This is a genomic window from Thermotoga caldifontis AZM44c09 (assembly GCF_000828655.1).
Taxonomy (GTDB): domain Bacteria; phylum Thermotogota; class Thermotogae; order Thermotogales; family DSM-5069; genus Pseudothermotoga_A; species Pseudothermotoga_A caldifontis.
This window is the reverse complement of record NZ_AP014509.1, coordinates 358,381-384,419: the sequence shown is the minus strand read 5'-3', so window position 1 is coordinate 384,419 and position 26,039 is coordinate 358,381. Positions and strand designations below refer to the sequence as shown.

General features: G+C 52.1%; 22 protein-coding genes. 20 read left to right on the top strand and 2 right to left on the bottom strand.

From position 1 onward, the window contains the following. The first annotated feature begins 4 nt into the window (after positions 1 to 4). From TSP01S_RS01880 to TSP01S_RS01810, 14 genes are all read left to right on the top strand, one after another. Positions 5 to 1,198: a dicarboxylate/amino acid:cation symporter gene (locus TSP01S_RS01880; protein WP_041075992.1), complete on the top strand. Its 1,194-nt coding sequence runs from the start codon at positions 5 to 7 to the stop codon at positions 1,196 to 1,198. Between the two features lie 188 nt (positions 1,199 to 1,386). Further along, positions 1,387 to 1,557 (top strand): pantoate--beta-alanine ligase, encoded by a 171-nt coding sequence (locus TSP01S_RS01870; protein ID WP_408033230.1) that lies wholly within the window; start codon positions 1,387 to 1,389, stop codon positions 1,555 to 1,557. A gap of 140 nt (positions 1,558 to 1,697) precedes the next feature. Further along, on the top strand, positions 1,698 to 2,969 hold the full coding sequence (locus tag TSP01S_RS01865) for an extracellular solute-binding protein (protein ID WP_041075986.1): 1,272 nt from the start codon (positions 1,698 to 1,700) through the stop codon (positions 2,967 to 2,969). Positions 2,970 to 2,994: 25 nt separating this feature from the next. Then, the gene (locus TSP01S_RS01860; RefSeq protein ID WP_231848583.1) at positions 2,995 to 3,837 is read left to right on the top strand and encodes a carbohydrate ABC transporter permease; all 843 of its coding nucleotides are present in this window, start codon (positions 2,995 to 2,997) and stop codon (positions 3,835 to 3,837) included. Then, complete coding sequence (locus TSP01S_RS01855) at positions 3,834 to 4,646, top strand: carbohydrate ABC transporter permease (protein ID WP_052463449.1); 813 nt, start codon at positions 3,834 to 3,836, stop codon at positions 4,644 to 4,646. Before TSP01S_RS01860 ends, TSP01S_RS01855 begins: the two co-directional genes overlap by 4 nt. 13 nt (positions 4,647 to 4,659) lie before the next feature. Next, positions 4,660 to 5,331, top strand: a complete 672-nt coding sequence (locus tag TSP01S_RS01850) for a transaldolase family protein (protein WP_041075982.1) — start codon at positions 4,660 to 4,662, stop codon at positions 5,329 to 5,331. After that, the gene (locus TSP01S_RS01845; RefSeq protein ID WP_041075980.1) at positions 5,332 to 5,613 is read left to right on the top strand and encodes a UxaA family hydrolase; all 282 of its coding nucleotides are present in this window, start codon (positions 5,332 to 5,334) and stop codon (positions 5,611 to 5,613) included. 5 nt (positions 5,614 to 5,618) lie between these two features. Then, on the top strand, positions 5,619 to 6,773 hold the full coding sequence (locus tag TSP01S_RS01840; protein ID WP_041075978.1) for a UxaA family hydrolase: 1,155 nt from the start codon (positions 5,619 to 5,621) through the stop codon (positions 6,771 to 6,773). A 13-nt stretch (positions 6,774 to 6,786) separates the two neighbouring features. After that, positions 6,787 to 8,205 (top strand): aldehyde dehydrogenase family protein, encoded by a 1,419-nt coding sequence (locus TSP01S_RS01835; RefSeq protein WP_041075976.1) that lies wholly within the window; start codon positions 6,787 to 6,789, stop codon positions 8,203 to 8,205. Between the two features lie 4 nt (positions 8,206 to 8,209). Then, entirely contained in the window at positions 8,210 to 10,180 is a 1,971-nt protein-coding gene (locus tag TSP01S_RS01830; RefSeq protein ID WP_041075974.1) for an alpha-glucosidase, read from the top strand. Continuing rightward, entirely contained in the window at positions 10,174 to 11,583 is a 1,410-nt protein-coding gene (locus TSP01S_RS01825) for a hypothetical protein (RefSeq protein WP_041075972.1), read from the top strand. The genes TSP01S_RS01830 and TSP01S_RS01825 overlap by 7 nt, the downstream gene beginning before the upstream one ends. A gap of 12 nt (positions 11,584 to 11,595) precedes the next feature. Next, positions 11,596 to 12,582 (top strand): LacI family DNA-binding transcriptional regulator, encoded by a 987-nt coding sequence (locus TSP01S_RS01820; RefSeq protein WP_041075970.1) that lies wholly within the window; start codon positions 11,596 to 11,598, stop codon positions 12,580 to 12,582. A gap of 37 nt (positions 12,583 to 12,619) precedes the next feature. Beyond that, positions 12,620 to 13,348, top strand: coding sequence for an MBL fold metallo-hydrolase (locus TSP01S_RS01815; protein WP_041075968.1), 729 nt, complete (start codon positions 12,620 to 12,622; stop codon positions 13,346 to 13,348). A gap of 42 nt (positions 13,349 to 13,390) precedes the next feature. Continuing rightward, on the top strand, positions 13,391 to 14,839 hold the full coding sequence (locus tag TSP01S_RS01810) for an MFS transporter (RefSeq protein ID WP_041075966.1): 1,449 nt from the start codon (positions 13,391 to 13,393) through the stop codon (positions 14,837 to 14,839). A 104-nt stretch (positions 14,840 to 14,943) separates the two neighbouring features. On the opposite strand, the gene TSP01S_RS01805 is transcribed toward TSP01S_RS01810, so the two are convergent. Continuing rightward, the gene (locus tag TSP01S_RS01805; RefSeq protein WP_041075964.1) at positions 14,944 to 15,924 is read right to left on the bottom strand and encodes a glycoside hydrolase family 130 protein; all 981 of its coding nucleotides are present in this window, start codon (positions 15,922 to 15,924) and stop codon (positions 14,944 to 14,946) included. 279 nt (positions 15,925 to 16,203) lie between these two features. Here TSP01S_RS01805 and TSP01S_RS01800 point away from each other — a divergent pair, with 279 nt between their 5' ends. From TSP01S_RS01800 to TSP01S_RS01775, 6 genes are read left to right on the top strand one after another with little or no spacing between them, the layout of a single operon-like run. Then, positions 16,204 to 17,328 carry an ROK family transcriptional regulator gene (locus TSP01S_RS01800; RefSeq protein ID WP_041075962.1) on the top strand — a complete coding sequence of 375 codons (1,125 nt, stop codon included), beginning with the start codon at positions 16,204 to 16,206 and terminating at the stop codon, positions 17,326 to 17,328. A gap of 28 nt (positions 17,329 to 17,356) precedes the next feature. Further along, on the top strand, positions 17,357 to 18,592 hold the full coding sequence (locus TSP01S_RS01795; protein WP_041075960.1) for an ABC transporter substrate-binding protein: 1,236 nt from the start codon (positions 17,357 to 17,359) through the stop codon (positions 18,590 to 18,592). Positions 18,593 to 18,643: 51 nt separating this feature from the next. Next, a complete protein-coding gene (locus TSP01S_RS01790) occupies positions 18,644 to 19,507 on the top strand; it encodes a carbohydrate ABC transporter permease (protein WP_041075958.1) in 864 nt (287 codons plus the stop codon). Beyond that, positions 19,504 to 20,319, top strand: coding sequence for a carbohydrate ABC transporter permease (locus TSP01S_RS01785; protein WP_041075956.1), 816 nt, complete (start codon positions 19,504 to 19,506; stop codon positions 20,317 to 20,319). The genes TSP01S_RS01790 and TSP01S_RS01785 overlap by 4 nt, the downstream gene beginning before the upstream one ends. 10 nt (positions 20,320 to 20,329) lie before the next feature. After that, positions 20,330 to 22,141 carry an amylo-alpha-1,6-glucosidase gene (locus TSP01S_RS01780; protein WP_041075954.1) on the top strand — a complete coding sequence of 604 codons (1,812 nt, stop codon included), beginning with the start codon at positions 20,330 to 20,332 and terminating at the stop codon, positions 22,139 to 22,141. Beyond that, positions 22,135 to 23,964 (top strand): hypothetical protein, encoded by a 1,830-nt coding sequence (locus tag TSP01S_RS01775; RefSeq protein ID WP_041075952.1) that lies wholly within the window; start codon positions 22,135 to 22,137, stop codon positions 23,962 to 23,964. Before TSP01S_RS01780 ends, TSP01S_RS01775 begins: the two co-directional genes overlap by 7 nt. Here the strand turns inward: TSP01S_RS01775 and TSP01S_RS01770 are convergent. Beyond that, the gene (locus tag TSP01S_RS01770; RefSeq protein WP_231848582.1) at positions 23,950 to 26,037 is read right to left on the bottom strand and encodes an efflux RND transporter permease subunit; all 2,088 of its coding nucleotides are present in this window, start codon (positions 26,035 to 26,037) and stop codon (positions 23,950 to 23,952) included. The two genes, TSP01S_RS01775 and TSP01S_RS01770, sit on opposite strands and share 15 nt — an antisense overlap. Positions 26,038 to 26,039: the final 2 nt, after the last annotated feature.

Sequence of the window (26,039 nt, the reverse complement as noted above, 5' to 3'; positions counted from 1 at the left end):
CGGCATGAAGTTAGGTATAACCTCAAGGATCTTGGTGGGTTTACTGGTCGGAGTGGTTGTTGGCTTGATCCTTCAACCTTTTCCAAAATTCGCACAGAGCTACATCAAACCGTTTGGAGATCTGTTTTTAAACCTCATCAGAATGATCATTGTGCCCTTGGTGCTCGCCTCTCTTGTGGTCGGTACGGCGAGCGTTGAGAACGTCAGAAAGCTTGGCAGATTGGGAGCTAAAACCATCGCGTACTATCTTCTGACCACAGCGTTGGCTGTCACCATAGGATTGATCATGGGAAATCTGATGCAACCCGGCTCAGGTCTGACGCTTCCGTCCGACGCGAAAGTGACTGCTGCCAAACCGCCCTCACTGGTGGATGTTCTTTTGAACCTGGTGCCCACCAACCCCATCAAGGCGATGGTCGATGCGAACATGCTCCAGATAATCGTGTTCGCGATCTTCGTGGGTATCGGCATCACGTTGGTGGGAGAAAGAGCGAAGGTTTTGCTCAACTTCTTCGATGGCTTGGCTGAAGTGAGCTACAAGATCGTTCGCATCATCATGTGGTACGCGCCGATCGGCGTGTTCGCGCTGATCGTTCCGGTCGTGGCAACGCACGGTGCAAAGGCGCTCCTTCCGATGCTGAAACTCATAATCGCACTCTACATAGGACTCGCGATCCACGCCGGCTTGGTCTATTCACTGTTGGTGAAGGGTTTGGGTAAGATGAGCCCGGGTGAATTCTTCAGAAAGGTTGCACCGGCGATGCTGGTCGCCTTCACAACCTGCAGCAGTTCCGCAACGCTACCGGTGACGATGGAAGTGACCGAGAAAGAACTGAACGTTCCAAAATCGATAAGCAGTTTCGTCTTGCCCCTCGGTGCAACGATAAACATGGATGGCACGGCGCTGTATCAAGGTATATGTGCCCTGTTCGTCGCGCAGATTTTTGGAATATCGCTGAACTTTTCGCAACAGCTTTTGATCGTGCTCACGGCCACCTTGGCGTCCATAGGTACAGCCGGTGTACCAGGCGCAGGTTTGATCATGCTCACGATGGTGCTCACGTCTGTGGGTCTTCCCATGGAAGGTATCGCCTTGATCGCTGGTATCGACAGGATCCTGGACATGGGAAGAACCTGTGTGAACGTCACGGGCGACATGGTGGGCGCGCTGGTGATCCACCGCTCGGAGAAAGCATGATGCTTATTGACACAGTCGATTCAGTGTACCGTTACACGCTCTCAAAGAAATCCTTCGTATCTAACAAGTGGGGAACGTTCCCAGAAAGCCACAGAGGTAAGTGGTGGTTTGGCTCGTACTTTGCTTGGCTTGAACCATTGGAAACGCTCTACGATGCTGTCACAGCTGAAGTGTGAGTGGATCAAGAGTTGAAAGTCATAGAATGTCCCATCGTCATGGAAATCGATGGACACGTGATGAGCTCAAGAAACGTTTATCTTGTTGGTGAAGAGAGAAAACAAACGTTGGCACTGTACCAATCTTTAAAGATCGTAGAACGGTTGTATCGAGCTGGCGAACGTGGTGCGGGAAGGTTCTGAAGTAAAAAATAAATAAGGTGTTCCACACAGGATGAAGGGCCCCGTGATGGGGCCCTTTGTTTTTGGTGTTTCATCTTGACAAAAAATGGAAACTGCGTTCTAATATGTGTGGTAACGTTACCACATCATGGGGGAGTTGTATGAAGAGGTTGCTGGTATTCTGCCTCGCGCTAGTAAGTGTTCTCTCACTCTCAGCAGTGTACAAGACCACGATCAACGTGCTTCTGTGGGACGATGCTCTGACCCAAGCTCTGAAGGCTGGACTTCCCGATTTTGAAAAGCAAACTGGCATCAAAGTGAACCTCGAACTGGTTCCGAGCGGAACGTTGCTTCAAAAAACCCTGATGAGCATCACGGCACAGAGCGCAGATTACGATCTGGTGGCCGTGGATGAACCCAACATCCCGATGGTCGGACCGCTACTGTTGCCGTTCGATCAATGGCCCGAGACGAGGGTCTACCCCAGGCCAGACATGAACGACATCATGCCTCTGGCTTTCGCTGCAGGTCAGTGGAAAGGTGTGTTCCTCGGCTTACCGGTGAACGCGAACATCTACGTCTGGCTGACGAGGAAAGACATCATCGAAAAGTACAAAGATGAGTTCAAAGCAGAGTACGGTTACGAGATGCGTGTTCCTCAGACGCTGAACGAACTGCTGGACATGTCGAAGTTCCTGGCGAAGAAAGGCATATACGGCTGGGCACCGTTCACAAAACCGACCGAGGGTGCGACCTGCGAAGCCATTTGGATGTTCGAAAGTTTCGGCACCAAGGTCCTGCAGGTTGACGAGACCGGTTACAAAGTCGCCCTCGACAAAGACAAGGCCATACAGGCGATCAACTTCTACAAAGAGTTGCTCAAGTATGCCCCGGAAGGCGCCCTTGATATGGGACACGCGGAGAGGATGGCTGCCTTCTCCAGCGGAAAGGTCTTTTCCATGTTCAACTGGCCTGCACTCATACCGGATCTCGAAAACCCTGAAAAGTCTCTGGTGTACGGCAAGATAGAGTACACAGAGCCACCGGCCGGTCCCGCGGGGAAGGCCGCGATCAGGGGTGCCTGGATCGTCGCAATACCGAAGGCCGCAAAGGAGAAGCAGGCAGCTGCGGAGTTCGCCTACTGGTGGATGTCCATCGAGACGGGAAAGAAGCTCATACCGAAGGGTCTCACACCCGCACGCGAATCCTTGCTCAAGGATCCAGAATTTCTCAAAGACAGACCGTGGTTCGCCGGCATTTACAGATCGTTGCAGTACGCGGTGGAAAGGCCCAGATTCGAACACTATCCTGAGGTTTCGAGCATCATAAGGACGCACTGGCTGAACGCCATCTCCAACCGGATGACTCCCGAGGAAGCTGTGGACAGGATGGCGAGAGAGATCAATGAGCTTCTCAAGAAGTACGGCTATTAAGAAGAGGGGGCTCGGCCCTCTCTTCTTGTTTGTTTTTCCGGCCCTAATCGTCATCTTCGCCGTCTCGATCTATCCTGTCATCTTCTCGCTGTATCTCTCTTTCACAGACAGGACACTCCTCTATCTGCGCGCACCGAAATTCGTCGGTTTCTCGAACTACTCTAACGTCGTATCGGACAAGCTTTTCTGGCATTCTCTGAAGCTTCAGCTGAGCTTCATGGCGTTCGCGATCCCTCTCGAACTGTTTGTTGGTTTTCTGGTGGCCCTTCTCTTCTTGAAAGATTTTCCCCTGTGTAGGTTGCTCAGATCGTTGCTCATGCTTCCTGTCTTCATTCTGCCTGTCGTGTCTGGATTGACCTGGAGGTTGATGCTGCAGCCTGGATACGGTCTTCTGGCGAGCTTTTTCAACTCCATTTCTCTCGGTCCGAAAGCCTGGCTCGCAGACACGAAATACGCCTTCGTGACTGTCGTGCTGCAGGATATCTGGCGCATGTGGCCGTTCATGTTCATGATCATCTACGCCGGCCTGTCTTCACTTCCGAGCGAGTATCTGGAAGCAGCACAGATCGACGGCGCGAAATTCTGGCAACGGGTCTTTCACATCATCTTTCCGCTCTTGAGACCGGTGATGACGATGGCGGTGCTCTTGAGGATGATCGACGCTCTGAGGATCTTCTCCGAAGTGTATGTGATGACCTATGGGGGACCTGCGAACGCGACGCTCCTGCTTCCTCTGTACATCCACAAGCAGGCCTTCGAATTCGGAAAGGTGGCCTACGCCTCGGCTGCTTCGGTCTTCCTCCTGGCAGTTTCTCTCGCACTCTCGTTCTACCTGGTCAGAGTGAGTTTCAGGGGTGAAGTGTCGTGAAAAAAGCAAAGTCCCTGAGGCTGATTTTGTGCCTGATCCTGGTGGCCATCGAATTGGTGCCGATAGGAGTCGTGATAACGAACAGCTTCAAAAGGGACATAGACATCTGGGCCAGGGGGCCTTTTTACTTCAAACCGACGTTGAAAAGTTACAGAGCAGTGTTTGAGAATTCAGACTTTCGTCTCGCGCTGAAGAACTCGCTGATCGTCGCGACCAGTTCCATGGCCGTGTCGGTGTTCTTCGGTTCGATGGCTTCCTTTGGACTGGTAAGGTTCCGTTTCAGAATAAACACGTTCTTGATATTTCTTATCCTGATGCTGAGAATGATTCCTCAGATCACCCTTGCCCTTCCTTTCTACATCCTTTTCAGAAACCTTGGGCTGAAAGACACGGTGATGGGACTTGCAGTGGCACACACAAGCTTCAATCTACCCTACGTGATAGCGCTCCTCTTACCCTTCTTCGCGAGCATACCAAAAGAGTACGAAGAAGCCGCAAGGGTGGACGGTTGCAAACCTTTTTCGATCTACTGGAGGATATTCTTCCCGCTCGCAGCACCCGGCATCGTGGTGGCAGCAGTTTTCGCGTTCCTGATGTCCTGGAACGAGTTCCTCTACGCTCTGGTTTTGAGCGGGCCAAGATCAAAAACCGCTCCTATCGTTGTGAACGCCTTTCTGGGCCAATACGCGCCATTGTGGGGACAGCTTTCTGTAGGTGCGACGATCATGCTCATTCCCGTGTTCGCCATCACGCTGGGATTTCAGAAATACATCATAAGGGGTCTATCGAGCGGAGGGCTGAAAGGTTGATGGAGGTGAGCGGATGAAACTGTTCCTGGACAGTGCGAAGCTGGAAGAGATAAAGTACGCCATCGAAAAATGGCACATCGATGGGATCACCACGAATCCGAGACATCTGTTCGCCGCGAACATGACCGTGGAACGGTTTGCAGAGGAAATCAAGAGGATCGTTGAGGGTACCGATATAAGCGTCAGCCTTGAGGTGAACCCCCACCTCAAAACCGCCGACGAGATAGTCGAAGAAGCCAGACGCCTGGCATATCTCAGTCCAAACTTCGTCATCAAGGTGCCGGCCACCGAGGCCGGCTTCGAGGCGCTCGCGCGTTTGGCGAAACAGGGTGTGAAAGTGAACATGACGCTGATCTTCACTCCGTTCCAGGCACTTCAGGCGGCGAGACTCGGAGCCCATTACATAAGCGTTTTTGTGGGCTGGAAAGAGGAGAGGGGCGATTTCGACGCTGAGCTGGTGTCGAAGATCGTGAAGATAATCAAAAACTACAACTTCTCGTCCAAAGTCCTGGTCGCTGCGATCAGATCTGCGAAGCACATCGTTGACGCCGCCCTCGCCGGTGCGGACATCGTCACGGCATCCTGGGAAGTCTACAAGAGATGTTTCGAAAATCCATACACGCAGATGGGTCTGGACATCTTCTGTAACGCCTGGAACGAGCTTTACAGGAAGGGAGGGTCCTGAATGGTGGATTTCTTGGTACACAGAGACGGCGATCATGTGGGCGTGGCGGTCAGAGACATCAAGAAGAATGAACACGTTTCCGGAAAGACCGTCGATGGGCAGTTCAGTTACGAGCTCGACGCGGTTCAGGACATCCCCCTGGGCCACAAGATTGCGCTGAGGGACATCCAGAAGGGTGAGAAAATCATCGAGTACGGCGAGATCATCGGCGTGGCGACTGACAACATCGCTAAGGGCGCGCACGTTCACGTACACAACATTCGAAGTTTGAGATGGGGGTGATCGGAATGAAGAGAGAAATACTGGCCTACAGACGACCCGATGGTTCAGTCGGTGTGAGAAACTACGTTCTGATACTTCCCATAGATGACATATCAAACGCGGTGGCCGAGGCGGTTGAAAAAGTTGTGAACGGCACTCTCGCGATCCCACATCCTTACGGTAGATTGCAGTTCGGAAAGGATCTGGAACTGTTCTTCAAAACTCTGATCGGGACGGGCCTGAATCCGAACGTGGCAGCCGTGGTCGTTATAGGGGTAGAACCGAAATGGACTTGCAAGGTGGCGGAAGAAATCGCGAAGAGTGGAAAATGGGTTGAAGCCTTTTGGGTGGAAGGTTTCGGACAGCTCAGAACGATCGAAAGAGCCGCGCGCACGGCAGTGAAGTTCGTGGAAGATGCAACGAACCTGAAGAGGGAAACGGTGGATCTGTCAGAGTTGATCGTGAGTTTGAAGTGTGGAGAGTCCGACACGACGTCCGGTCTGGGTGCCAACAGGGTTGTGGGCAGGTTCACGGAAAGGTTTCTGGAGATGGGTGGCACGGTGCTGTTCGGTGAAACGACGGAACTTACCGGTGCGGAGCACATCTTGATCCAGAGGATAAAGTCCGAACAGGAGAGACAGAAATTCATCCGGATGTTCGACGAGTACCAGCAGCTTGTGAAATCTCAGGGCGTGGACCTGCTCGGTTCACAGCCGACGCAGGGAAACATAGCTGGAGGGTTGAGCACAATAGAAGAAAAAGCTCTCGGTAACTTGCAGAAGATAGGGAACGCGATGGTGGACGGCGTGCTCGAGCCGGCAGAAAGACCACCAGCAAAAGGCCTTTACTTCATGAACACTTCTTCGGCTGCAGCCGAGGCGGTGACGCTCTTCGCAGCCGCAGGGGCCGCGATCCATCTGTTCCCGACCGGCCAGGGCAATCCCATAGGCAATCCGATCGTGCCCGTCATAAAGATCACCGCCAATCCGAAGACGGCGCAGTCCATGTCCGAGCACATCGATGTGGACGTCTCCGATCTGCTTCGGCTCAAGATCTCCTTGGACGAAGCTACGGAAAGATTGTTCAGCAGGGTCGTTGAAACTGCGTGTGGCAGATTCGTGAAGGCTGAAATCCTGAACCACAGAGAGTTCGTGCCGACCAAGCTCTATCCGAGTGCGTAGCGGGGTGAAGCGCATGAAGATGCTTGTAGCAGGAAAGTGGATCGACAGGGACAGAAAGATAGAGGTCCTTTTCCCCTACGACGGTAGTGTGGTCGATACGGTACCCGTGGCCGAAGAGGAAGACGTCGAGCGAGCCCTGGAAAGTGCCGTAGAAGGTGCACAGTTGATGCGCAATCTCTCCGCCTATGAAAGATCCACGATTCTGAAGCGCACGGCGGATTTGATCCGTCAGAACGAGGCAAAGTTCACTGACACGATCGTTATGGAGGTTGGAAAGACAGTTAAGGAAGCACGAGCCGAAGTGGTGAGGACGGCCGAACTGTTCGAACTGTGCAGTGAAGAGGCGAAGAGGATACACGGAGAAACCATCCCCTTCGACTCGCTAAAGGGTTCAGAACACAAAACTGGTTACTTCGTGAGAGAACCGGCCGGCGTCGTCGTGGCGATAACACCGTTCAACGTACCGCTGGCACTGTGTGCTCACAAGATCGGTCCGGCCATCGCTGCAGGCAACGCCGTGATCGTCAAGCCGGCTTCCAAAACCCCTTTGAGCACACTCCTTTTGGGTGAGACGTTGCTCGAAGCTGGGCTACCGCCGCAGGCGCTTAGTGTTCTCACCGGACCGGGTGGTGGAGTGGGAATGAAACTGGTCAGAGACAGAAGGGTCCGTGTTGTGAGCTTCACGGGGAGCGTCGGCGTTGGAGAGGAAATAGCGAAGAACGCTGGACTGAAGAAGATTCTGATGGAACTTGGTTCTAACTCTCCCGTCATAATCACGAAGAGTGCAGACCTTCAAAAGGCTGTTAAGGCCGTGGTTTCCGGAGGTTACTCCATCGCAGGTCAGGTATGTATATCCGTCCAGAGGGTTTACGTTCAGAGGGAAGTCTTTTCAGAGTTCGTGGAGCTTCTGTTGAAGGCTGTGAAAGAATTGAAGGTCGGTGATCCGAAACTCGAAACGACGGACATGGGTCCCGTGATAGACGAGCAGAACGCACAGAGGATCGTGGAGTGGTTCGACGAAGCGATCCAGGCCGGCGCGAAACTCGCAACGGGTGGTCGAAGAAACTACACGCTCGTTGAGCCAACGGTCCTGCTCGAAGTTCCCGGGAAGACAAAGATCATGAGAGAGGAACTCTTCGGACCTGGTGTCGCCGTGAACAGCTTCGAAACGTTGCAGGAGGCCATAGACGAAGCGAACTCGACCCGTTACGGTCTTCAGGCTTCGATATTCACCTCCGATCTGTTCGAAGCGTTCGAGGCCATCAGAAAGTTGCAGTTCGGAGGCGTGCTGATCAACGAGGGCACCAGGTATAGGGCGGACTTCATGCCCTATGGTGGTTACAAAGACAGCGGCATAGGAAGGGAAGGCATGAGGTTCGCAATAGAAGAGCTCACAGAACTGAAGACGGTCGTGTTCGAAACCGGGAGGTGACGCGATGAACATCGAGACTTCGAGCGCCGGCTTTCGCGTGAAGCACAAAGACTTGATCCTCGAACACACTCTCGAAAGGCCCCTGATCCATTACGGACGCGGGACGGCGACTTACCAGATGTCGCACGGGAACTTCAGAATGGAAGACGAACTGTTCTGCAAGTACCCTGCAAAACGTTTCAGTGTGAACGAAAACGTTGTTTTGTTTGATGAAACGATAAAAATGAGTCTCACAGAGAAAGACGGAAAATTACACGTGAGATTCGAACCACTCCAGGATGGTTTCAACAGGCTCTGGTTCAGATTGCCCGCGTCGGAGAACGAGTTCGTCTACGGCTGTGGGGAGCAGTACTCTCACTTCAACCTCAGGGGCAGGAAACTACCCATCTGGGTTTCGGAACAGGGAGTGGGACGCAACAGGAAGGACCTGATCACACTGTTCGCGGACTGGGCTTACGATGCCGGGGGAGATTGGTACACGACCTACTATCCACAGCCAGTGTTCGTCAGTTCGAAAGGCTATTTCTGCATCGTGAACGGTTCTTCGTACATGGAGTTCGATTTCAGAAAACCGGACGTTTTTGAAATATGCGTCTGGCAGATGCCGATCGAGATCATCCTTTACAGAAGCGATGACTGGTCGGACCTCTTTGGAAAGTTGAGCGAGCTTCTGGGAACACAGCCCGTCCTTCCAGAATGGGTCCTGGATGGTGCGATCCTCGGCATTCAGGGCGGAACGAAAACGATGCTCGAAAAGATCGAGAAGATGTCAAAGAACGGTTTGAAGATGGCGGGCGTGTGGATCCAGGACTGGGAAGGAAAACGCGTGACGAGCTTTGGAAAACAGTTGATGTGGAACTGGGTTTACTCTGAAGAGTTGTATCCGAATCTGCCGAAAACCATAGAGGATCTGCACTCACAAAGAATCAGGGCGCTGGGCTACATCAATCCCTTTCTTGCACTCGAAGGATCACTTTACAGGGAAGCTTCAGCGAAGAACTATCTGGTGAAAAGATCGAACGGACAGGAATACCACATCGTTGTGACGACCTTCCCGGCGGCGATCGTCGATGTGACGAACCCTGAAGCGTTCGAGTGGCTCAAAGGCATCATCAAATCGAACATGATCGGAATAGGTCTGTCCGGCTGGATGGCAGACTACGGAGAATACCTCCCCACCGACGCCGTCCTGTCCAGCGGTGAGCCGGCGGAGACGTTCCACAACAGGTTCCCCGTGGAATGGGCGAGGTTGAATTATGAAGCTGTGAAAGAGAGCGGAAGATCCGATCTGGTCTTCTTCATGCGCTCGGGTTATCTGAACAGTTCCAGGTTCACCCCGCTCTACTGGCACGGAGACCAGCTGGTCAACTGGTCCGTGGACGATGGTATAGCTTCCGTGATACCTGCAAAGCTGTCGCTTTCCATGTGCGGAGTTTCTCAGATACATTCCGACATAGGCGGTTACACCACGCTCGCGAAAAACGTTCCAGAAATGATCAGGACGGTCAGAACGAAAGAGCTGTTCATGAGGTGGACCGAGCTGAGCGTGTTCGAACCAGTCATGAGGACGCACGAAGGTAACTGGCCGGACGAGAACTGGCAGTTCGATTCTGACGAAGAAACGATAAGGCACTTCGTCGAGATGACGGATCTTCATGTGAAATTGAAGAATTATTTCCTCGCGTGCCTGAAGGAATACCAGCAAAAAGGATTGCCACTCTTCAGGCCCCTGTTTCTCCACTATCCACACGAAGAGAGGTGCTGGACGGAACAGTACGAATTTTTGCTCGGCAGGGACATCCTTGTGGCGCCCGTGCTCAAACCGAACGTGGATAGATGGCAGGTCTATCTCCCGCAGGACGAATGGATACATTACTGGAGCGGTAAACTGCTGCGCGGTGGCGTGCACGAAGTCGAAGCGCCGATCGGTCGACCACCGTTCTTCATCAGGGCGGGGAGTGAGATGAAGTGGTGAAAGTAAAGGTCGGACTTGTTGGCCTGATGCAACCGAACTTTCGAGGCGACAAGGAAAGTGTCTACAGAAGGTGCGTGGAAGGTTTGAAAGAGCTTTCAGAAGAGCTCGGCTTCGAACTGTTTTCTTATTCGAAACTGCTGAGCGATGTGAACGAGGCGAAGAAAGCTAAAGAAGAGATCGAAAGCCAGGCTGTGGACTTTCTTCTGATTCTGAACGTTTCGTTCGCATCTGGTTATCTGGTACAAACTCTGGCTCAGACGGATGCATTCATAGGCCTGTGGTCCGTCCCAGAGCAATCGGATTCAGGCCCCTTGCCGCAGAACTCTTTCTGCGCAATGAATCTCAACGCGAGTTTGATGAAGCTCGCGGCCCCGCACAAAAAATTCAAATGGTTCTACGGTTACGCGGAGGAAAAACTTTTTCGTGAGAGATTTTCCATGACCATCAGGGCCCTGAGCGCCCTGAAGAATCTGAAAGATAAAAGGATCGTTCAGATCGGAGGTCACGCGCCAGGATTCGACAGTCTGGCGTACGATGCGGAAAGGATCAGAGAGATCTTCGGTGTGCACATCAAAGAAGTACCGTTCGAGACGCTGAAAGATCTCATGCAAAAACAGAAAGACGTTGAAGATGTCGTTGCGGACCTGAAACGGAGGCATGAAAGCATCGATTCGCTCTCCGAAAGAACGCTCGGTCCAGCCGCATCTCTGATAAGAACGCTCAGAGAAATCTGTGAAACTGAAAAGTGTGGAGCGATCGCACTGTTGTGCTGGCCCAGGTTCAGGAGCGAACTTTCCATGGTGCCGTGCGCTTCGATGGGTTACCTCAACGATGAAGGCTTCGTCGTGGCGTGCGAAGGGGATGTGCTTGGAGCCCTGAGCATGCTCGTTTTGAAACTCATCAGCAATCATCCAGCGATGCTCTTCGACGTTGTGAGCCTGGATCTGAAAGACGAGAGCCTGCTGTTCTGGCACTGCGGTGTTGGTATGAAGTCTTATTCGAACCGCCTGTTCATGAAGAAACATTTCAATCCGGGTCCTTACGATCCTGAGAAAGGCTGGCTGGAGGTGGCGCCGGTTTCGGAGATGGTGGTTGATCCGATGCCCGCGACCGTTCTGAGATTGACTGAGAACGGAACAAAAGCGTTCGTCTTCGAAGGCGAATTCCTCGGCGATGTGAAACCTTCCTTCGACGGCAGCAGGGGCTGGTTCTCCAACCTGAAGGACCATACGGGCAGGAAACTTCAAGTTCTGGACCTCGTGAACACGCTGATGTGTCACAGGCTGGAACACCACTTCGCGGTCGTGCGAGGCCACTGGGCGAAGCACCTGGTGGAGATGTTCCGGTGGCTCGGTGTAGAATTACTTGAGACGGTTCCATATTCGGAAAACAGCGTGTGTTGAGCGGGTGAAAAAATGAGGAAAGCGAAGAGACCCACGATCAAGGACATCGCATCGCTCAGTGGATATTCCATAAACACCGTGTCGAGGGCGCTGCGAGGAAGAGGCTACGTGAGTGCGGAGGCGAAGCAGAAGATCCTGCAGATCGCCGAGAAGATAGGTTATTACAAGGACAAGACGGCGCTCTCTTTGAGGAACCGTCAGACCAGGATCATAGGCGTCGTGATAGTCGACAATTCGAACCCGTTCTACGCAGACGTGTTGAGGGGTATAGAGGAAGTCGCGTACGCGGAAGGTTACGAAACGATCCTGGTCAACAGCTACCGCGATCCAGAGAGGGAGAAGGTTGCACTCATAAGGTTGATCGAACGGCGTGTCGATGGTCTGATAATCACCTCGACGCAGCAGAACTGGGACTTTCTGCTCTGGGTTCGAAACACTGGAATAAACGTGGTCCTGGTTGGTTCACACCATGAGGGCTTGCTCTCCGTCAGGCCGGACGACATCAAGGCAGGCTATCTGGCTGCAAAACATCTGGTGCAGATGGGTCACAGAAAGATCGTGATGCTGAACTCCCTGCCGCACAAGTTCACATCTCAGATGAGGTTGAAAGGCTTCCTGAACGGCGCGGGTGATGAGGCACAGGTCCGCGTGATAAATTCTGCGGAGGGTTTCGAAAATGCCTACCGAACGTTCGAAGATTTCCTGAAGAACCTGTGGAGTGGAGAAACGGCGGTGTTCTGCTACAACGACATCTTCGCCTACGCGGCCATAAAGTGTCTGAACGATCAAGGGCTTCGAGTTCCGGAAGATATGAGCGTCGTTGGGGTGGACGATCTGGTCTTTTCATCGATAGTTTCACCCCCTCTGACCACCGTGAGGATAGACAGGTTCCAGCTCGGTAGAACCGCGTTCCAGGGTGTTCTCGGCAGGCTGGACCGGGAAGAAACGATCGTTGATGTCGAGCTGGTCGTGCGCAACAGCGTGAAGCGCATCGGTTGATGTTCGAATCTGACTCTCAATCATCGGGGGGTAGAGTATGAAGAAAGACGAATATTCCTTCACACAGGTTGAACCAGGTGTTTGGCACATCATTGATTACAGGAAAGACAGTATGTACCTGGTCGAAGGGGAACGTGAAGCGCTCCTCATCGATACCGGCATGGGTGAAGGGGACCTGAAGGCTCTCGTCAGATCGATCACGAAGAAACCTTTGTCCGTGGTGATCACCCACGCACACTGGGACCACATCATGCAGGCAGACCAGTTCGAGAAGGTTTACCTCAACCACAGAGACCTTTCCATAATAGAACTGTTCAAACTGAACGTGCCAGTGCAAAGGTTCATGGACGTGAGGGAAGGGCACGTCTTCGATCTCGGTGGGAGGTGCCTGGAGGTCTTCGAAGTGCCCGGTCACACACCCGGCTCCGTAGTGCTGATAGACAGACAGAACAAGCTTTTGTTCAGCGGGGATGCGATCGGCGCGGGGCACACGTGGATGCATCTTCCAGGTTGTCTATCCCTCGCGGTTTATCTTGAGAGTCTCGAGAAGCTTTTGCAGACCGATGGCTTCGAGAAGATATACCACGGTCATCTCACCGAGTCGAAAATTTTCGATGTTCAGCACCTCAAAGACCTGATCGAGGCGGTTCGGCTGGTCGTCGAAGGAAAGCTGGTGGGTCAACCTTACAACTTTGGCAATTTCGAAGGGCTCTACGTCACCCACCGCTCTGCGGTGCTGGTGTACGATCCAGACAACGTGAGGTGAAACCGCGCGGATACAATCGTTCCTTCGTGGGGGGTGTGTTTTGTGGAGAAAGAAAGGCTGAGTCTGAAAACCAAGATCGGTTACGGTATTGGGGATCTCTACGGAGGAGGAGCCTTCATAATCATCGGTACCTACTATCTCTACTTCCTCACGGATGTGATGCGCATCAATCCGGCACTGGCTGGAACCGTGATCATGGTGAGCAAGATCTGGGACGCCATCACGGACCCCATCATGGGCATCATCTCTGACAAGACCAGAACCAGATTCGGCAGGCGCAGACCTTATTTCTTGATAGGCATCCCTCTCATCTTCCTCTCCTTCTTCCTGATGTGGTACGTTCCCAATTTTCACAGCGAGTTATCGCGCTTTTATTACGCACTTTTCAGTTACATCTTCTTCGCCACGATCATCACGATGGTCATGATTCCATACAACGCGCTCGCACCCGAGCTGACCATGGATTACAGCGAGAGAATCTCTTTGAATTCTTTCAGGATGTTCTTTTCGATGCTTTCTTCAGTCCTGTGCGCCATACTGCCGCTGGAGATCGTCAAACGCTTCCCATCCCCCAGAACAGGCTTCACGGTGATGGGCACCTTCTTTGGAGTCTTTTTCGCACTGCCTTTCATACTGGTCTTCACCGCCACGAGAGAAAGGCCAGAATTCTGGAAGGAAACGAAGTTCAGTTTCAGGGAAAACTTCATCGAACCGTTCAAAAACCGCAGCTTTGTCCAAGTCCTTTTGATGTATCTGTTCTCTTTTTTGAGTATGGACGTCATCATGAGCATCTTAGTGTACTACATGACCTACTATCTGAACAGGGGGCAGATCACGAACCTCACCCTCGGGACACTGCTCATCTCTGAGATTCTCTTCATTCCATTCTGGTCGGCGCTGGGGAAAAAATTTGGAAAGAAGACCGCCTTCATACTCGGCCTGACGGTATGGATCGTTGCGATGCTCTTCAGCTTCGCGATACTACCGACGAGCCCAACGTTCGTCATCTATCTGTTTGCAGCGGTGGTGGGTGTTGGAACCAGCTCCGTGGTGGTCATGATCTACTCGATGTTCGCGGACATACCGGATACGGACGAGCTCAGGAGTAGTCAGCGCCGAGAAGGAATCTACTCAGGATTGTTCACCTTCATGAGGAAACTCAGCTCCGCGGTGGGACTGTTCTTGATATCTAACATCATCGCCCTGGCGGGTTACATACCACCGAAGGAAGAGATCGTCGATGGAGTGAAAAAACTCGTTCAGCAACCGCAGAGTGAATCGTTCATTATGGCTTTGAGATTCTTCTTCGCGTTGCTCCCGGTGGGATTGTTGTTGCTGAGTCTGTTCGCAGCGCTCAAGTATCCTTTGACGAAATCCGTGCACGAGAAGTTGAAGACGATCCTGGAGATGAAGAGAAAAGGAGAGGAATTACCACAGGAGATGGCGAAGGAAGAAGAACATCTGAAAAAGCTCCTGCTCGGGGAACGATAAGGTTGTACAACGGCGTTCGTTTCGGTTCACGATCGATCCTGCTGGACCCGGGGATCAACGCACCGAAGATCTCGATTGAAGAACCACCGGGTCAGGGACGTTCTTCAGGAATTTTTGAGACAAAGCCCGACCAGCTCGTTCACATTCGCCGTCGCGAGGCAGATCGCCGTGTCCACCGCGTCGTGATAGATCTTCACTTCTTCATTTTCCAGGACGGCTCTTATTGGAAAAACGACGTTGTTCCTGAAACCTCCACTGATTTCGTATTCTGTTTCAGGTGCCAGGATGGACTGTTCGTGTACGCCCAGCACCTTCGTCGGATCTTCCAGATCCAGAAGCATGACACCTGCGCTGTAGCGCTTGGTCCATTTGTCTTCCCAGCCGTTCTTGCCCCTTGACGGATCGACATCGACCGCGTGGAATATCACCAGCCAGCCTTTGTCCGTTTCGATAGGTGGCGCCCCAGGCCCCACCTTGCAGTTAGCAAAAGACACATCTTCCACAGCCAAAAGCAGTTTGCTCTCTCCCCAGAACCGAAGATCCGGCGAAAAGCTGATCCAGATGTCGAACCTCTCCATTCCCAGCCTTCCGTACATGGGGAACGGTTTTTCGAGTCTCACGTGGTAACCGTTTACTTTCCTTGGAAAGAGTACGATGTTTCTGCTGTCCGGTGTAGAAAGATGTATCAATTCGAAGTTCTTGAAATCTTCCGTGCTCGCGATGCCCGCCCTGATACCGTGAAACGTGTCGAGTGCGAAGGTCATGAGAAGTTTTCCTTCCAAGACCACCAGCCTGGGATCGTAGATCCTGATCGCGTCCGGTTCATCAACGAACATGGGCAAAGGTTCGGACGAGACTTCCCATTCGATTCCATCTTCACTGAACGCAAGTCCCAAGTTGGTACCTTCGATTCTCTGTTCCTCAAAAGATCCATAGTCGTTGCGAAACACCATGACATATCTTCCACCGTATTTGCACACGCCGGGGTTGAAGACCAGCGCTGAAGGGTACGGCACATCCTTTCTCGTCAGTATGGGATTGCCGGAATGTCTCTTTACTCCTGCATAAGATCTCAGTTCACCCACCGTTTCGGCTGCATCAGTTGAAGAAACTTTTGAACGTTGAACACCAGTTTCACCTACTGGGAAGATTAAACAGTTTGAACATCGAACCAGCAAAAGATCGATTTCAGTGGATAACTTAAATCGTACGGCTATTTAGATGCTTGTGGTCAATACAGCTCGGGTTTTGTCTGCTATTTAAAGTTCTCACGGGATGATGACCTGGTTCGTCGTTTGACAAAAACGTTACTGTGGTTTTATCATCATATTGGTTAATGGGGGATAACTAATGGAGGGGCCGTTTTGCTCACAGAACTGGAAGCGACGATACTGAGACTGATAAGAGACAATCCCGGCATTTCCAGGCTCGACATAGCCAGGAAGCTTTCCATCAGCAAACCACTGGTGACGAACGTCGTGGCAAGGTTGATCAAAATGGGCCTGGTGGTCGAATCTGGAACGAGGAAGATGCCGGCCGGTAGGCCAAAGGTGTCGCTGAAGTTCGTGCCCGATGCCTGGTACTGCGTCGGTATCGAACTGGAAGAACGTTACTTCGAACTGATCGTCACAGACCTGTCAGGTCGCATCGTCCACTCGGAGCAGGAGAAGATCGACAGTTTGCAGAAAGATCAACTCATTGATCTGTGCCAGGAGAGAGTGGAACGCTCGCTCGAAAAAAACAGTTTGCCGAAGGAGAAGATCCTCGGTGTGGGCATAGGCATAGCAGGGATGGTGGATCCGACGAGTCGTGTGGTGAGGACCGCACCAGCGCTCGGTCTGACGAACTTCGATCTTGCATCCGTTCTGACAGAGAGGTTGAACCTGAACGTGATCGTTGTGAACAGGGTGAAGGCTGCCGCACTGGCCGAACACCGCGTGGGTGCTGCAAAAGGCGCTCAGAACGTTCTCTTCGTTTTCATAGACAGCGGTCTTGGCTCCGCAGTTCTACTGAACGGGAAGATATATGAGGGCTTTTACGGCAAGGCGGGGGAGTTCGGCTGGATGGTCACAGACCTGGATCGTTCAGAGCCTGAGCTTTGTGAAATCGAAGATTTCGGGCATCTGGCAAGACGTTTTTCTGGACACGCGATCACGATCAGACTGAAAGATGCGAAGGTGAACGTCGAAGACATCTTCGATGTGCAAATCGACGGGAAATTCGAGTGCCTGTTGATCAGTGGTCTGAGGCACGTCGCCGCGGCCCTTGCGAACGCGATACTGCTTTTCGATCCACAACAAATCGTCATCAAGGGCAGGATCGGGCACAAACATTACGAACGCATCGTCGAAATAATGATACCAACTTTGAAGCAAATCCTTCCATCCCAGTTCCACGAGAATCTGAATCTGCACAAAGGCTTGATCGAAGATTTCGACGTTGCGCTTGGAGCCGTTTTTGCCGTTCAGCAGAGGTTCATGGGACTGTGATTCGAATCTTCAGGGAGGAGGTGTTTGTATGAAGAGGTTGCTGGTCGTTCTTCTGGCAGTCGCTGCGATATCGATCTTTGCAGACACCGTGCTCATGTGGTTCACCGATGGGCCTGATTTCGACCTCATCACGGCTCAGACTGAAAGGTTCACGAAGCAAACGGGTGAAAAGGTGGTGATACTGAACCTGCCCTACTATCTGGAGTACAAGCCCAAACTTGCCGCGATGGCGAAGGCTGGCTCTCCACCGGACGTGGCGAGAGAAACGGATCTGCTCCCGTGGGTGGATTACGCGATCGATCTGAAACCGCTGGTGGAGAAATACACAGGGATGAAGTTCGAAGAATGGCTCGAAAACGTGTCCTTCTACAAAGCAGGTTTCAAGAAGCTCTACGAGAAGTACAACAAGGTCGTTGGTATCCCCTACACGTCTGACGCGCACGCAATCTTCTACAACAAAGAGATCTTCAGAAAGGCTGGCATCGAACCGCCCAAGGACAGGCCGTGGACCATCGACGAGTGGTACGCAGCCATGAAGAAGATCAAGCAGAGCGGTGCGGCGAGGTACGCGCTGGTTTACGACTTCAGTCCTTACAGGTTCTCGAACTTGCTGTACGTGTTCGGTGGAGGCATATGGGACAGGGAAGGAAAGAACATCATAATCGATTCGAAGGAATCCATCGAGGCGCTCGAGTTCTTCGTGAAACTGCACGACGAAGATCTGATACCCAAAGCCGTCTGGTTGACGGGTGATGCCCCTGCAAAATACTTCCAGAACGGACTCGCAGCGATGTACGTGTCTGGAACCTGGATGCTCGCACAGTTCAGAGAACAGTTGAAGTTCGACTGGGGCGTGATCATGTGGCCGTACAAACGTGAGCGCGCCGTGATGACCGGAGGAAAGTACATCGTGCCGTTCACCGAGAAGGGTGCCGCTCTGGCGTTCTTCCTGACGAACGAGGAGAATCTGGCCGAGTTCGCGGGCAAGCTCTACCTCATACCGGATCGCAAGGATCTGGCCGACAAAGTCAAGATCGAAGATCCGTTGATCAGTGAAGTGTACGCCGTCGTTATGAAGGATCTGGCCGAATCGACACGCGGTAGTATGGTGCCCGACTGGTACGATCCCGACACCGCGGCGATCGTTCAGGCCAACAGAACGGTGATAAACGACCACATCAAAGCCGCGATAGCGAAAGAGAAGACACCGGAGCAGGCCTTCAAAGAACTGGCCGCGATACTGAGAAAAGCCGCTGGAAAGTGATTCAGAAGGGCCCGGGCAGCACGCCCGGGCTTTCAAAGGAGTAGATGGGACTTGAAGAGACAGTACTACGCCTGGTTTTTCCTGTTACCGAACCTTGTCATATTCACGATCTTCGTCGTTACACCGGCCCTGAGCAGCTTCTACTTCTCCTTCACGGACTACGACATGCTCAGGTTCTCGGGAAAATTCGTGGGCCTTTCGAATTTCCGTTACCTGTTCGGCGCCGAAAGCGGTTTTCCAAAGATCTTGTTGAGGACCTTCATTTACTCTGCCATGGTGGTTCCACTCGCGTTCTTCACCTCTCTGTTCCTTGCGGTGATAACGAGTTCTGACCTCATCAAAGGCAGGGCTTTTCTGAGGGCGCTGTTCTACTGGCCCTGGTTGCTATCTCCATCGATAATAGGCGTTTCCTGGAAATGGTTTCTCGACTACGATGCCGGTTTGATCAATATACTCCTTCTGAAGAACAATCTTTCACCGATTCCCTGGCTTCTGGATCGAAGGCTCGCCTTTCTGAGCGTCGTGCTGGTCACGGTCTGGAACGTCGCAGGTTATTTCATGGTCATGTTCAATTCGGCATTGACAGCCATTCCGACGGAAGTTTACGAAGCGGCCGCCTTAGACGGTGCAGGCCGATGGGTGAGGTTCTGGAAGATCATCTTCCCGTTGCTCAGACCCACAGCTGTACTGGTACTCGTTCTGAGCACGATCATGTCGATGAGAAGCTTCGAGATCATCTACGTGTTCACCGCGGGAGGTCCTGGAACGGCCACCACCGTGCTTGCGCAGAAGATTTATTACACGGCGTTCCTCGAACGCAAGCTTGGCATGGCTTCAGCCATGTCTGTGATCCTGTTCGCGATCCTGGTGACACTATCGTTACTTCAGTTCAAGATCCTGGAGGAAGAAGTATGAAAAAGGCGCTGCTGATCGTTCTGAACGTTTCAGTTTATCTCTTCGCTTTTTTGTACATCTCACCCATCGTCTGGACGATCTTTTCGAGCTTCAAAGAGGAAAAAGATCTGTTCTCATGGCCTCCGAAGCTGATCAGCCAACCCACACTCACCAACTTCGTTCAAGTGCTGCACAGGACTCAGTTCGGCCTGTTCTTCAGAAATTCTTTCGTGGTTTCTCTGTCGGCCACCCTCGTGACTGTGTTGATAAGCGTGATGGGAGGGTACGCACTGGCTAAGTACCAGTTCAGATTCAAAAACTACGTTTCTACGTTCATCCTCTCCACGCTCATGATTCCACTTCAGGTCATCATGGTGCCGATCTATCTGGTACTGTCCAAGCTCGGCATGATAAACACACTGTGGGGACTCATCATACCACCAGCGGCAACACCGACGGGGATCTTTCTCGCGCAGAAGTACATGATCTCCGCGATACCTGATTCCGTTATAGAGAGTGCGAGGATAGACGGTGCCAACGAGTTTCAAATCTTCTTCAGGATCGTTCTGCCCCTATCGCAACCACTCGTCGCCGCGCTTGCCGTGCTGTCTTTCACCTGGCGATGGAACGATTTTCTGTGGCCACTGATCGTCGTGGGTTCACCGAAGCTCTACACGATACAGCTCGCGCTCGGTACGTACGCGGGCGAGCACATCGTGCAGTGGGGTCCCTTGCTGGCCATGACGGTTCTGTCCATGGTACCGGTTCTGATCGTCTTCATCGCCCTGCAGAAATATTTCGTCAAGGGCATCACGACGGGTGCGATCAAGTGAGGGATGAAGATTGAAGTACACTTTCCTGAACAATTCCATCGTTTATGAGCACGAAATTCCAAAAGAGTACGTTCTGTCAAACCTGGAACTGACCATGATTCTGAAAGATGGAATGCCACATCGGTTGTTCTCCTCAAAGAGTGGCCTTTTGATCGAATTCCTCAACATCGAACTTCAACGACCAGCCAAATGCTCCCTCTGGCCGAACGGATGTGAGTTCGAGAGTGGAAGGGCGAGCTGGAAGATCTTCACTTCAGCCTTCAGTCGATCGATCCTGTGGGAGATCGCGGGGACGAAGAAACTGTCGATCGAATTCAAAGCCCCCTTAGAGAAGGAGTTCAAAGTTCCGTTCGGTGCAACCTACAGCTTCAGAAGTCCGCTCAGCGTCGCGGTGAACGGCTCTGAAATGAACATCTCAGGGCTCGTGACGATCGAAACACTCAACTGCAGGATCGAAAATTTTCAAAGAAAAAACGACAGATCGTTCAAATTCGAACTGACAGCTGAAGAAGGTAAAAATTTGAAGATTCGCTTCACCACCGAGAAATCAAGCCACGATGAGCAGAAAGAGAACCTCGCTTACAACGAGTTTTTGAAAAGGCACGTTCCTGAAAATGTGAACGAGCCGGTGAGGAGTCTCGCCCTCTTCGCACTCCACACGGCGCTCAGCAACTGGAAAGATCTCGGGGAAAATTTCGCCTTCGTCGCGGGTGTGAACTACTCTTTCCCGCCGAGAACCTACTTCAGAGACTCTTTCTGGACCTGTCTGAGCGTTCTCGGTGTGAGGACCGATCTGGTGAGGAATCAGATTCTGACACTGGCCAGCGCCGTCCACGACGATGGTTGTCCCAGCGGCGTCATGTTCCTGACGGAAGAAGAGAAGACCTTGCTGAGGGAACTAAGGAGAGAAAACCGTACGATAATGGAGAACGTCAGGTACAACAACGACTGGTGGAGTGACCATCACGATTCTGGCTTTCTCTTCGTGCTGTTGCTGTCAAAGTACGTGAACGTCACTGAAGATGTTTCGATCCTTAAAGAGCGTGTCGATTCTGATACCCTCTTGGACAAAGTGGTCAAGGTCCTAAGACACGCTGAAAAGTTCGTTCGAGATGACCTTTTCATGAAACCCTTCGATTGCAAAGACTGGGCCGACAACGTGTTCAGGAACGGATACGTCAGTTACGATGCCGCGCTCCACGTCGCGGCACTCAGGGAAGCTTCGAAACTGCTCTCGCTTTCTGGCATGCACGAGACCGCGAAGCGTTTCGAGGAGGACTATCTGAGGGCAAGAAGGCGGTTCAACGGGGTCCTCTTCGACGATGGAAAGGGTTACTTCGTCGATTTCATCGGTAGTTACGTTGAAGATCACATCAGCCTGGACACGGTGGTTTCGATCGTCTTCGATGTTGCCGACGAGCGAAGAGCCATCTCTTCTCTTTTGAAGATGGAGCAGTTTCTGGAAACGAGGAACAACCACCAGCAGCCTTACGGAGACTGGGGTGTGATGACTGTCTGGCCCCACTACAGAAAGAGATCGCATCTGTTTGGAAAGAGCGCGTTTCCTTACAGGTACCACAACGGGGGTTGCTGGCCGTATCTGAGCTGTGCGTACGCGCTGGCGAAGGCCCGATTCGGTCTGGATTACACCTATCCTCTGCTCAGCTGGTGGAGATACTCGCTCGAAAGGGGCTGGGTGAACCTGGTCGAGTACTACTCACCGTGCTTTCATAGAGGGTCGCTGCATCAGGCCTGGAGCGGTTACGCTGCGGCCGTGATCTCACAGATCGAACGAGGAGAAACGGAGGTGTCGAAATGGTAGAGAAGTGGAACCACTTTCCAGTTTACATGTGGGCGGGCCCTGGAACGATCAGGATAAACAGGGTGAAGTTTCCTGGCACGGCGATCGATGAAAAGGTGCACATCGAAGGAGGCCTGAAGATCGGGGCGAGGCGGTTGAACCAGATGGGCTACAACTGGGCCTACTGCACGTACAACTGGGGCTTTCCACCCGAGATCGAGAAGGAAGACCACGAGTACTTCAAACGCACGGTCTCAGAGTACCACGAAGAAGGATTGAAAGTCTTCGGATACGTGCAATTTTCGAACGTCGTCTTCGATGGTTCTCACGTGACGAAGAGATGGTACGCGATGGATCAGTACGGAAACAAGATCAACTACTACTCGGGACGGTATCTGACCTGTCCCACGGACGGAGAGTGGAGGCAACATCTGGCTGAGATCGTGAAGGGCATAGTCGAAGCCGGGGCCGACGGAGTCTTCTTCGACAACGTGTTCGGTTCGTGGTTCGGTTTCAGACCGTGCTACTGCGACAGATGCCAGAGACAGTTCAGAGAGTTCGCGGAAGGTTTGGGCTTCAAAGTCAAAGGCATCCCTGAGTACCTATCTGAGAACGTTGAGTCGAGGGCTTATCTGATCTGGCGAAGAAGAGTGCTTTGGGACACCTTGAGCCAACTTTCAAAGCTTGCGAGATCGATCAATCCGAACGTGATCATCTCTTCGAATTCGTTCGAAGCGTGTCTGAGCAAACTCGCAGTCATGGCGGGTGTGGACTTGAGGGATGCCTTCAGGGTGCAGGATCTGGTCATGATAGAGAACCACCAGCTTCCGAGAAAGTTTCAAAACTTGCAGATTTTCAACACGATGACCTACAGGATCGCACACGCGCACTCCAGTGGGAAACCAGTCACTTCGGTACCCTACATGCTCGGCATAGGTGCAGACGCAGTCTATCCCATCAGAAACTATCTGCAGGGAATGGCAGAAGCCTACGCCAACGATTCGATCATGGTTTTGAAAGGCACCGAATATTTCCACAACGGTCGATGGACGCTCCTCACGGCCGACGAGTTCGAAAACGTTCGGAAGCAGATCGCAGATTACCACAGCTGGTTCAAAGGCGAAAACGGTGTCTGGAAAGACTGCTATGGAAAGAAGACCGGCAAGATCGCGATCTTCCATCCTTACGATTCGCTCACGTTCCACTGGGAGAGAACGTATTTGCCCTTCTTCGCGGCGCAGCACGAACTGATCAGGCACGGAATAGATTACAGGGTCGTGTGGGACAACTTCGACGGTGTGGAAATCTTACTGGTACCACCCATATTCGAAGAAACCGAGCTCGAGAAGATCAAAAACTTTGGTGGGAAGAAGATCTTCTTGGGTTATTCACCTTTCGGGAACGAGAAGATCGTCTGGAAAGAAACCTACGATAGGCTCGTTCAGAGCGTCAAAACAGAAGAGCAGCTCATGCTCGAGCAGATACTTTCCCTGCTTAACTTCTCTGCGTACTTCAACGATCCGAACTGGAGAAAGAGGATGGAGAAGGCCAACTTTCTGTTCTTCAACTATTTGAACTACTGCTATACCTTCTCGCATCCGTTCGAAGCGGAAGAACTGATCGAACTGGTGAAACCGTACCAGGCATGGTCGATCGAATCCGACGGTTTTCTCATCGTCAGCAGTTTCGAGCGCGACGGAACACTGAAAATCCACGTGGTCAACCTGGAGGACAGACAGGTGAACTTGGATCTGATCCTTCCGAAAAACTGGCGCGTGGAGAAAGTTGAAAGCTACAATTACGAAGGATCCTTCGTCCACAGGATCTACTCAGTGACCACATGAAGTTCTTTCAGTCTTCGTGGTACGCTTGAAGAACCATTCTATCAGAATCGGCTGAGAGAGGAGCGTGAAAGAGAGTCCAAAACCGATGCCGAGGATGAGCAAAAGCGAAACGTTTCTGAACAGGGCAAGCTTCGAAAAGCTGAGGACGCAGAAACCTCCGATCAATCCCAGCCCGTTGGCGAGTACCGGCATGGAGATGTTCTTCACGGAGGCAGAAACGTCCCTCGTCCTTCTCATATCGTGTGCGAGGTGGATCGAGTAATCGACCACCAATCCCACGAGGATGCTGGCAACGATGGATGTGGCCACGTCGAGTCTCAGCCCCAGCAGCGCGATGAAAAAGAAGTTCAGAATCGCGGTGAGCAGAACGGGAACGACGATCAGCAAGGAGAGAAGGACGTTTCTGAACGCGAACAGGACCGAGCCAAAGATCAGCAGCAAAGAGACAGACAGGCTCTGAGCCTGACTGGTGACGATGCTCGCATTGATCTGATCCACGATGAACGCCGCACTCGCAACGGTGAAGTGGTAATCTGGATAATTCTTCAACACCTGTGTGATCCTGTTCTTCAGTTCTCCGGCCTTCCTGTAAGCTTGCTCCGTCATGTTCACGACGATCCTGACCGTCTTGCCGTCGGCCACGAAGTAACGTATCGCAGGCTGAAAACGTGACAGCAGCACCAGACTCGGTACGGGATAGCTCACGGGGAACTGAACCGACGATACACCTTCAATCTGGCGCAGCTCGTTCAGAAGTTCTGAGATGAGCTGAGAATCTTTCGCCGTGAAGAGGCTCTCTTTCTCGACCATGATGTACACAGGCTCTCTGTAAGAAAACTGCTTCGTGAGGATGTCCAGAGCTCTTCCGACATCGCTGCCCTTGGAGAAATAAGAAGCCTGGTCCATGCCGACTTCTATCCGTGACAGAGATAAAAACGTCACCACAACCAGGATCAACGAAACCATCAGCAGGACGCGTCCAAGCCTTTCATTTCCGAACCCGAGCAGGACCGTTCGGTGCTGGACGGCTCTCTCTTCGCGCAGAAGTTCGTAGCCAGAGGTGAACAGGATGAGAAACACGAGTGCGAGACCCGAAGAGACCATGAGTCCAAGATGCTTGAAAGCTGTTATCTCAACGAACAGGAAAGAGAGAAAGCCGACGCAGGTGGTCAACATGGAAAAGAAGATCGGTCTGAACATCTCTTGTCTCACCCGATCTTTGAACCTCACCACGCCGTTGTAAAAGTGTAGCCCGTAAGCCGAACCGATGATGAGCAGGAAGCTCACACACATGACGCTCATCGTGTTGAGCTCGATACCGGCCGAACTGACCACAGCGTACACGATCAGATTCGCTTCGACTGGTATCAAAAGTGAAACCAGGCTCGCCTTCAAAGATCTCGTCTGCAGATAGAAGATGAGCAGTATCACCAGAAAAGTGATGGCCGGATAGATGGAGATCTGATGGATGATCTCGCGGAAAAGGTGTTTGTTTATCACAAGCTGGCCGAAGGCGAGGGCGTTCAGATCTTGAAAATCGTTCAAAACCTTCTCTATCTCACTCAAAGCCTTGTCCTCGTTGTAGCCTGGACTCAGCGTGCAGTGCAAGAGCACGTACCTTGCATCCTTCGAGATGAAGGAGCTCGCTTCGGGATCGGTGAGGATCTCTTCGTCGAGTTTCGAACCATCGAAGTAAGGTTTCCTGAAGCTGTAGTTGAGGACGCTGAGCACGTTTTTCACGCAGGGAAGGTTGGAAAGTTGGTTCTGAAGTTCGTTGAGTCTGAGCAGCGCCTGGGCTGCTAAAAAACCTTCAGGATGGTGTGCGAGCACCACGAATTGAGATCCATCGTTGAATTTCTTTACGATCTTGAAAAAGGCCTTCAGCTCTTCGTTGTCTATCTGCTCTATACCGGCCCTGGAACTGTATCCTGGCAGAAAGACAAAATAACTGGCGTTTATGCGCGCCTTGAAGTAGATGATCACACCTGAAACCACACAGACGATCAAAAACAAAACTGTGAACGCGTACCTTCGTAGCCACACGGATCTCATTCTACTCATGACAGTTTTCATCG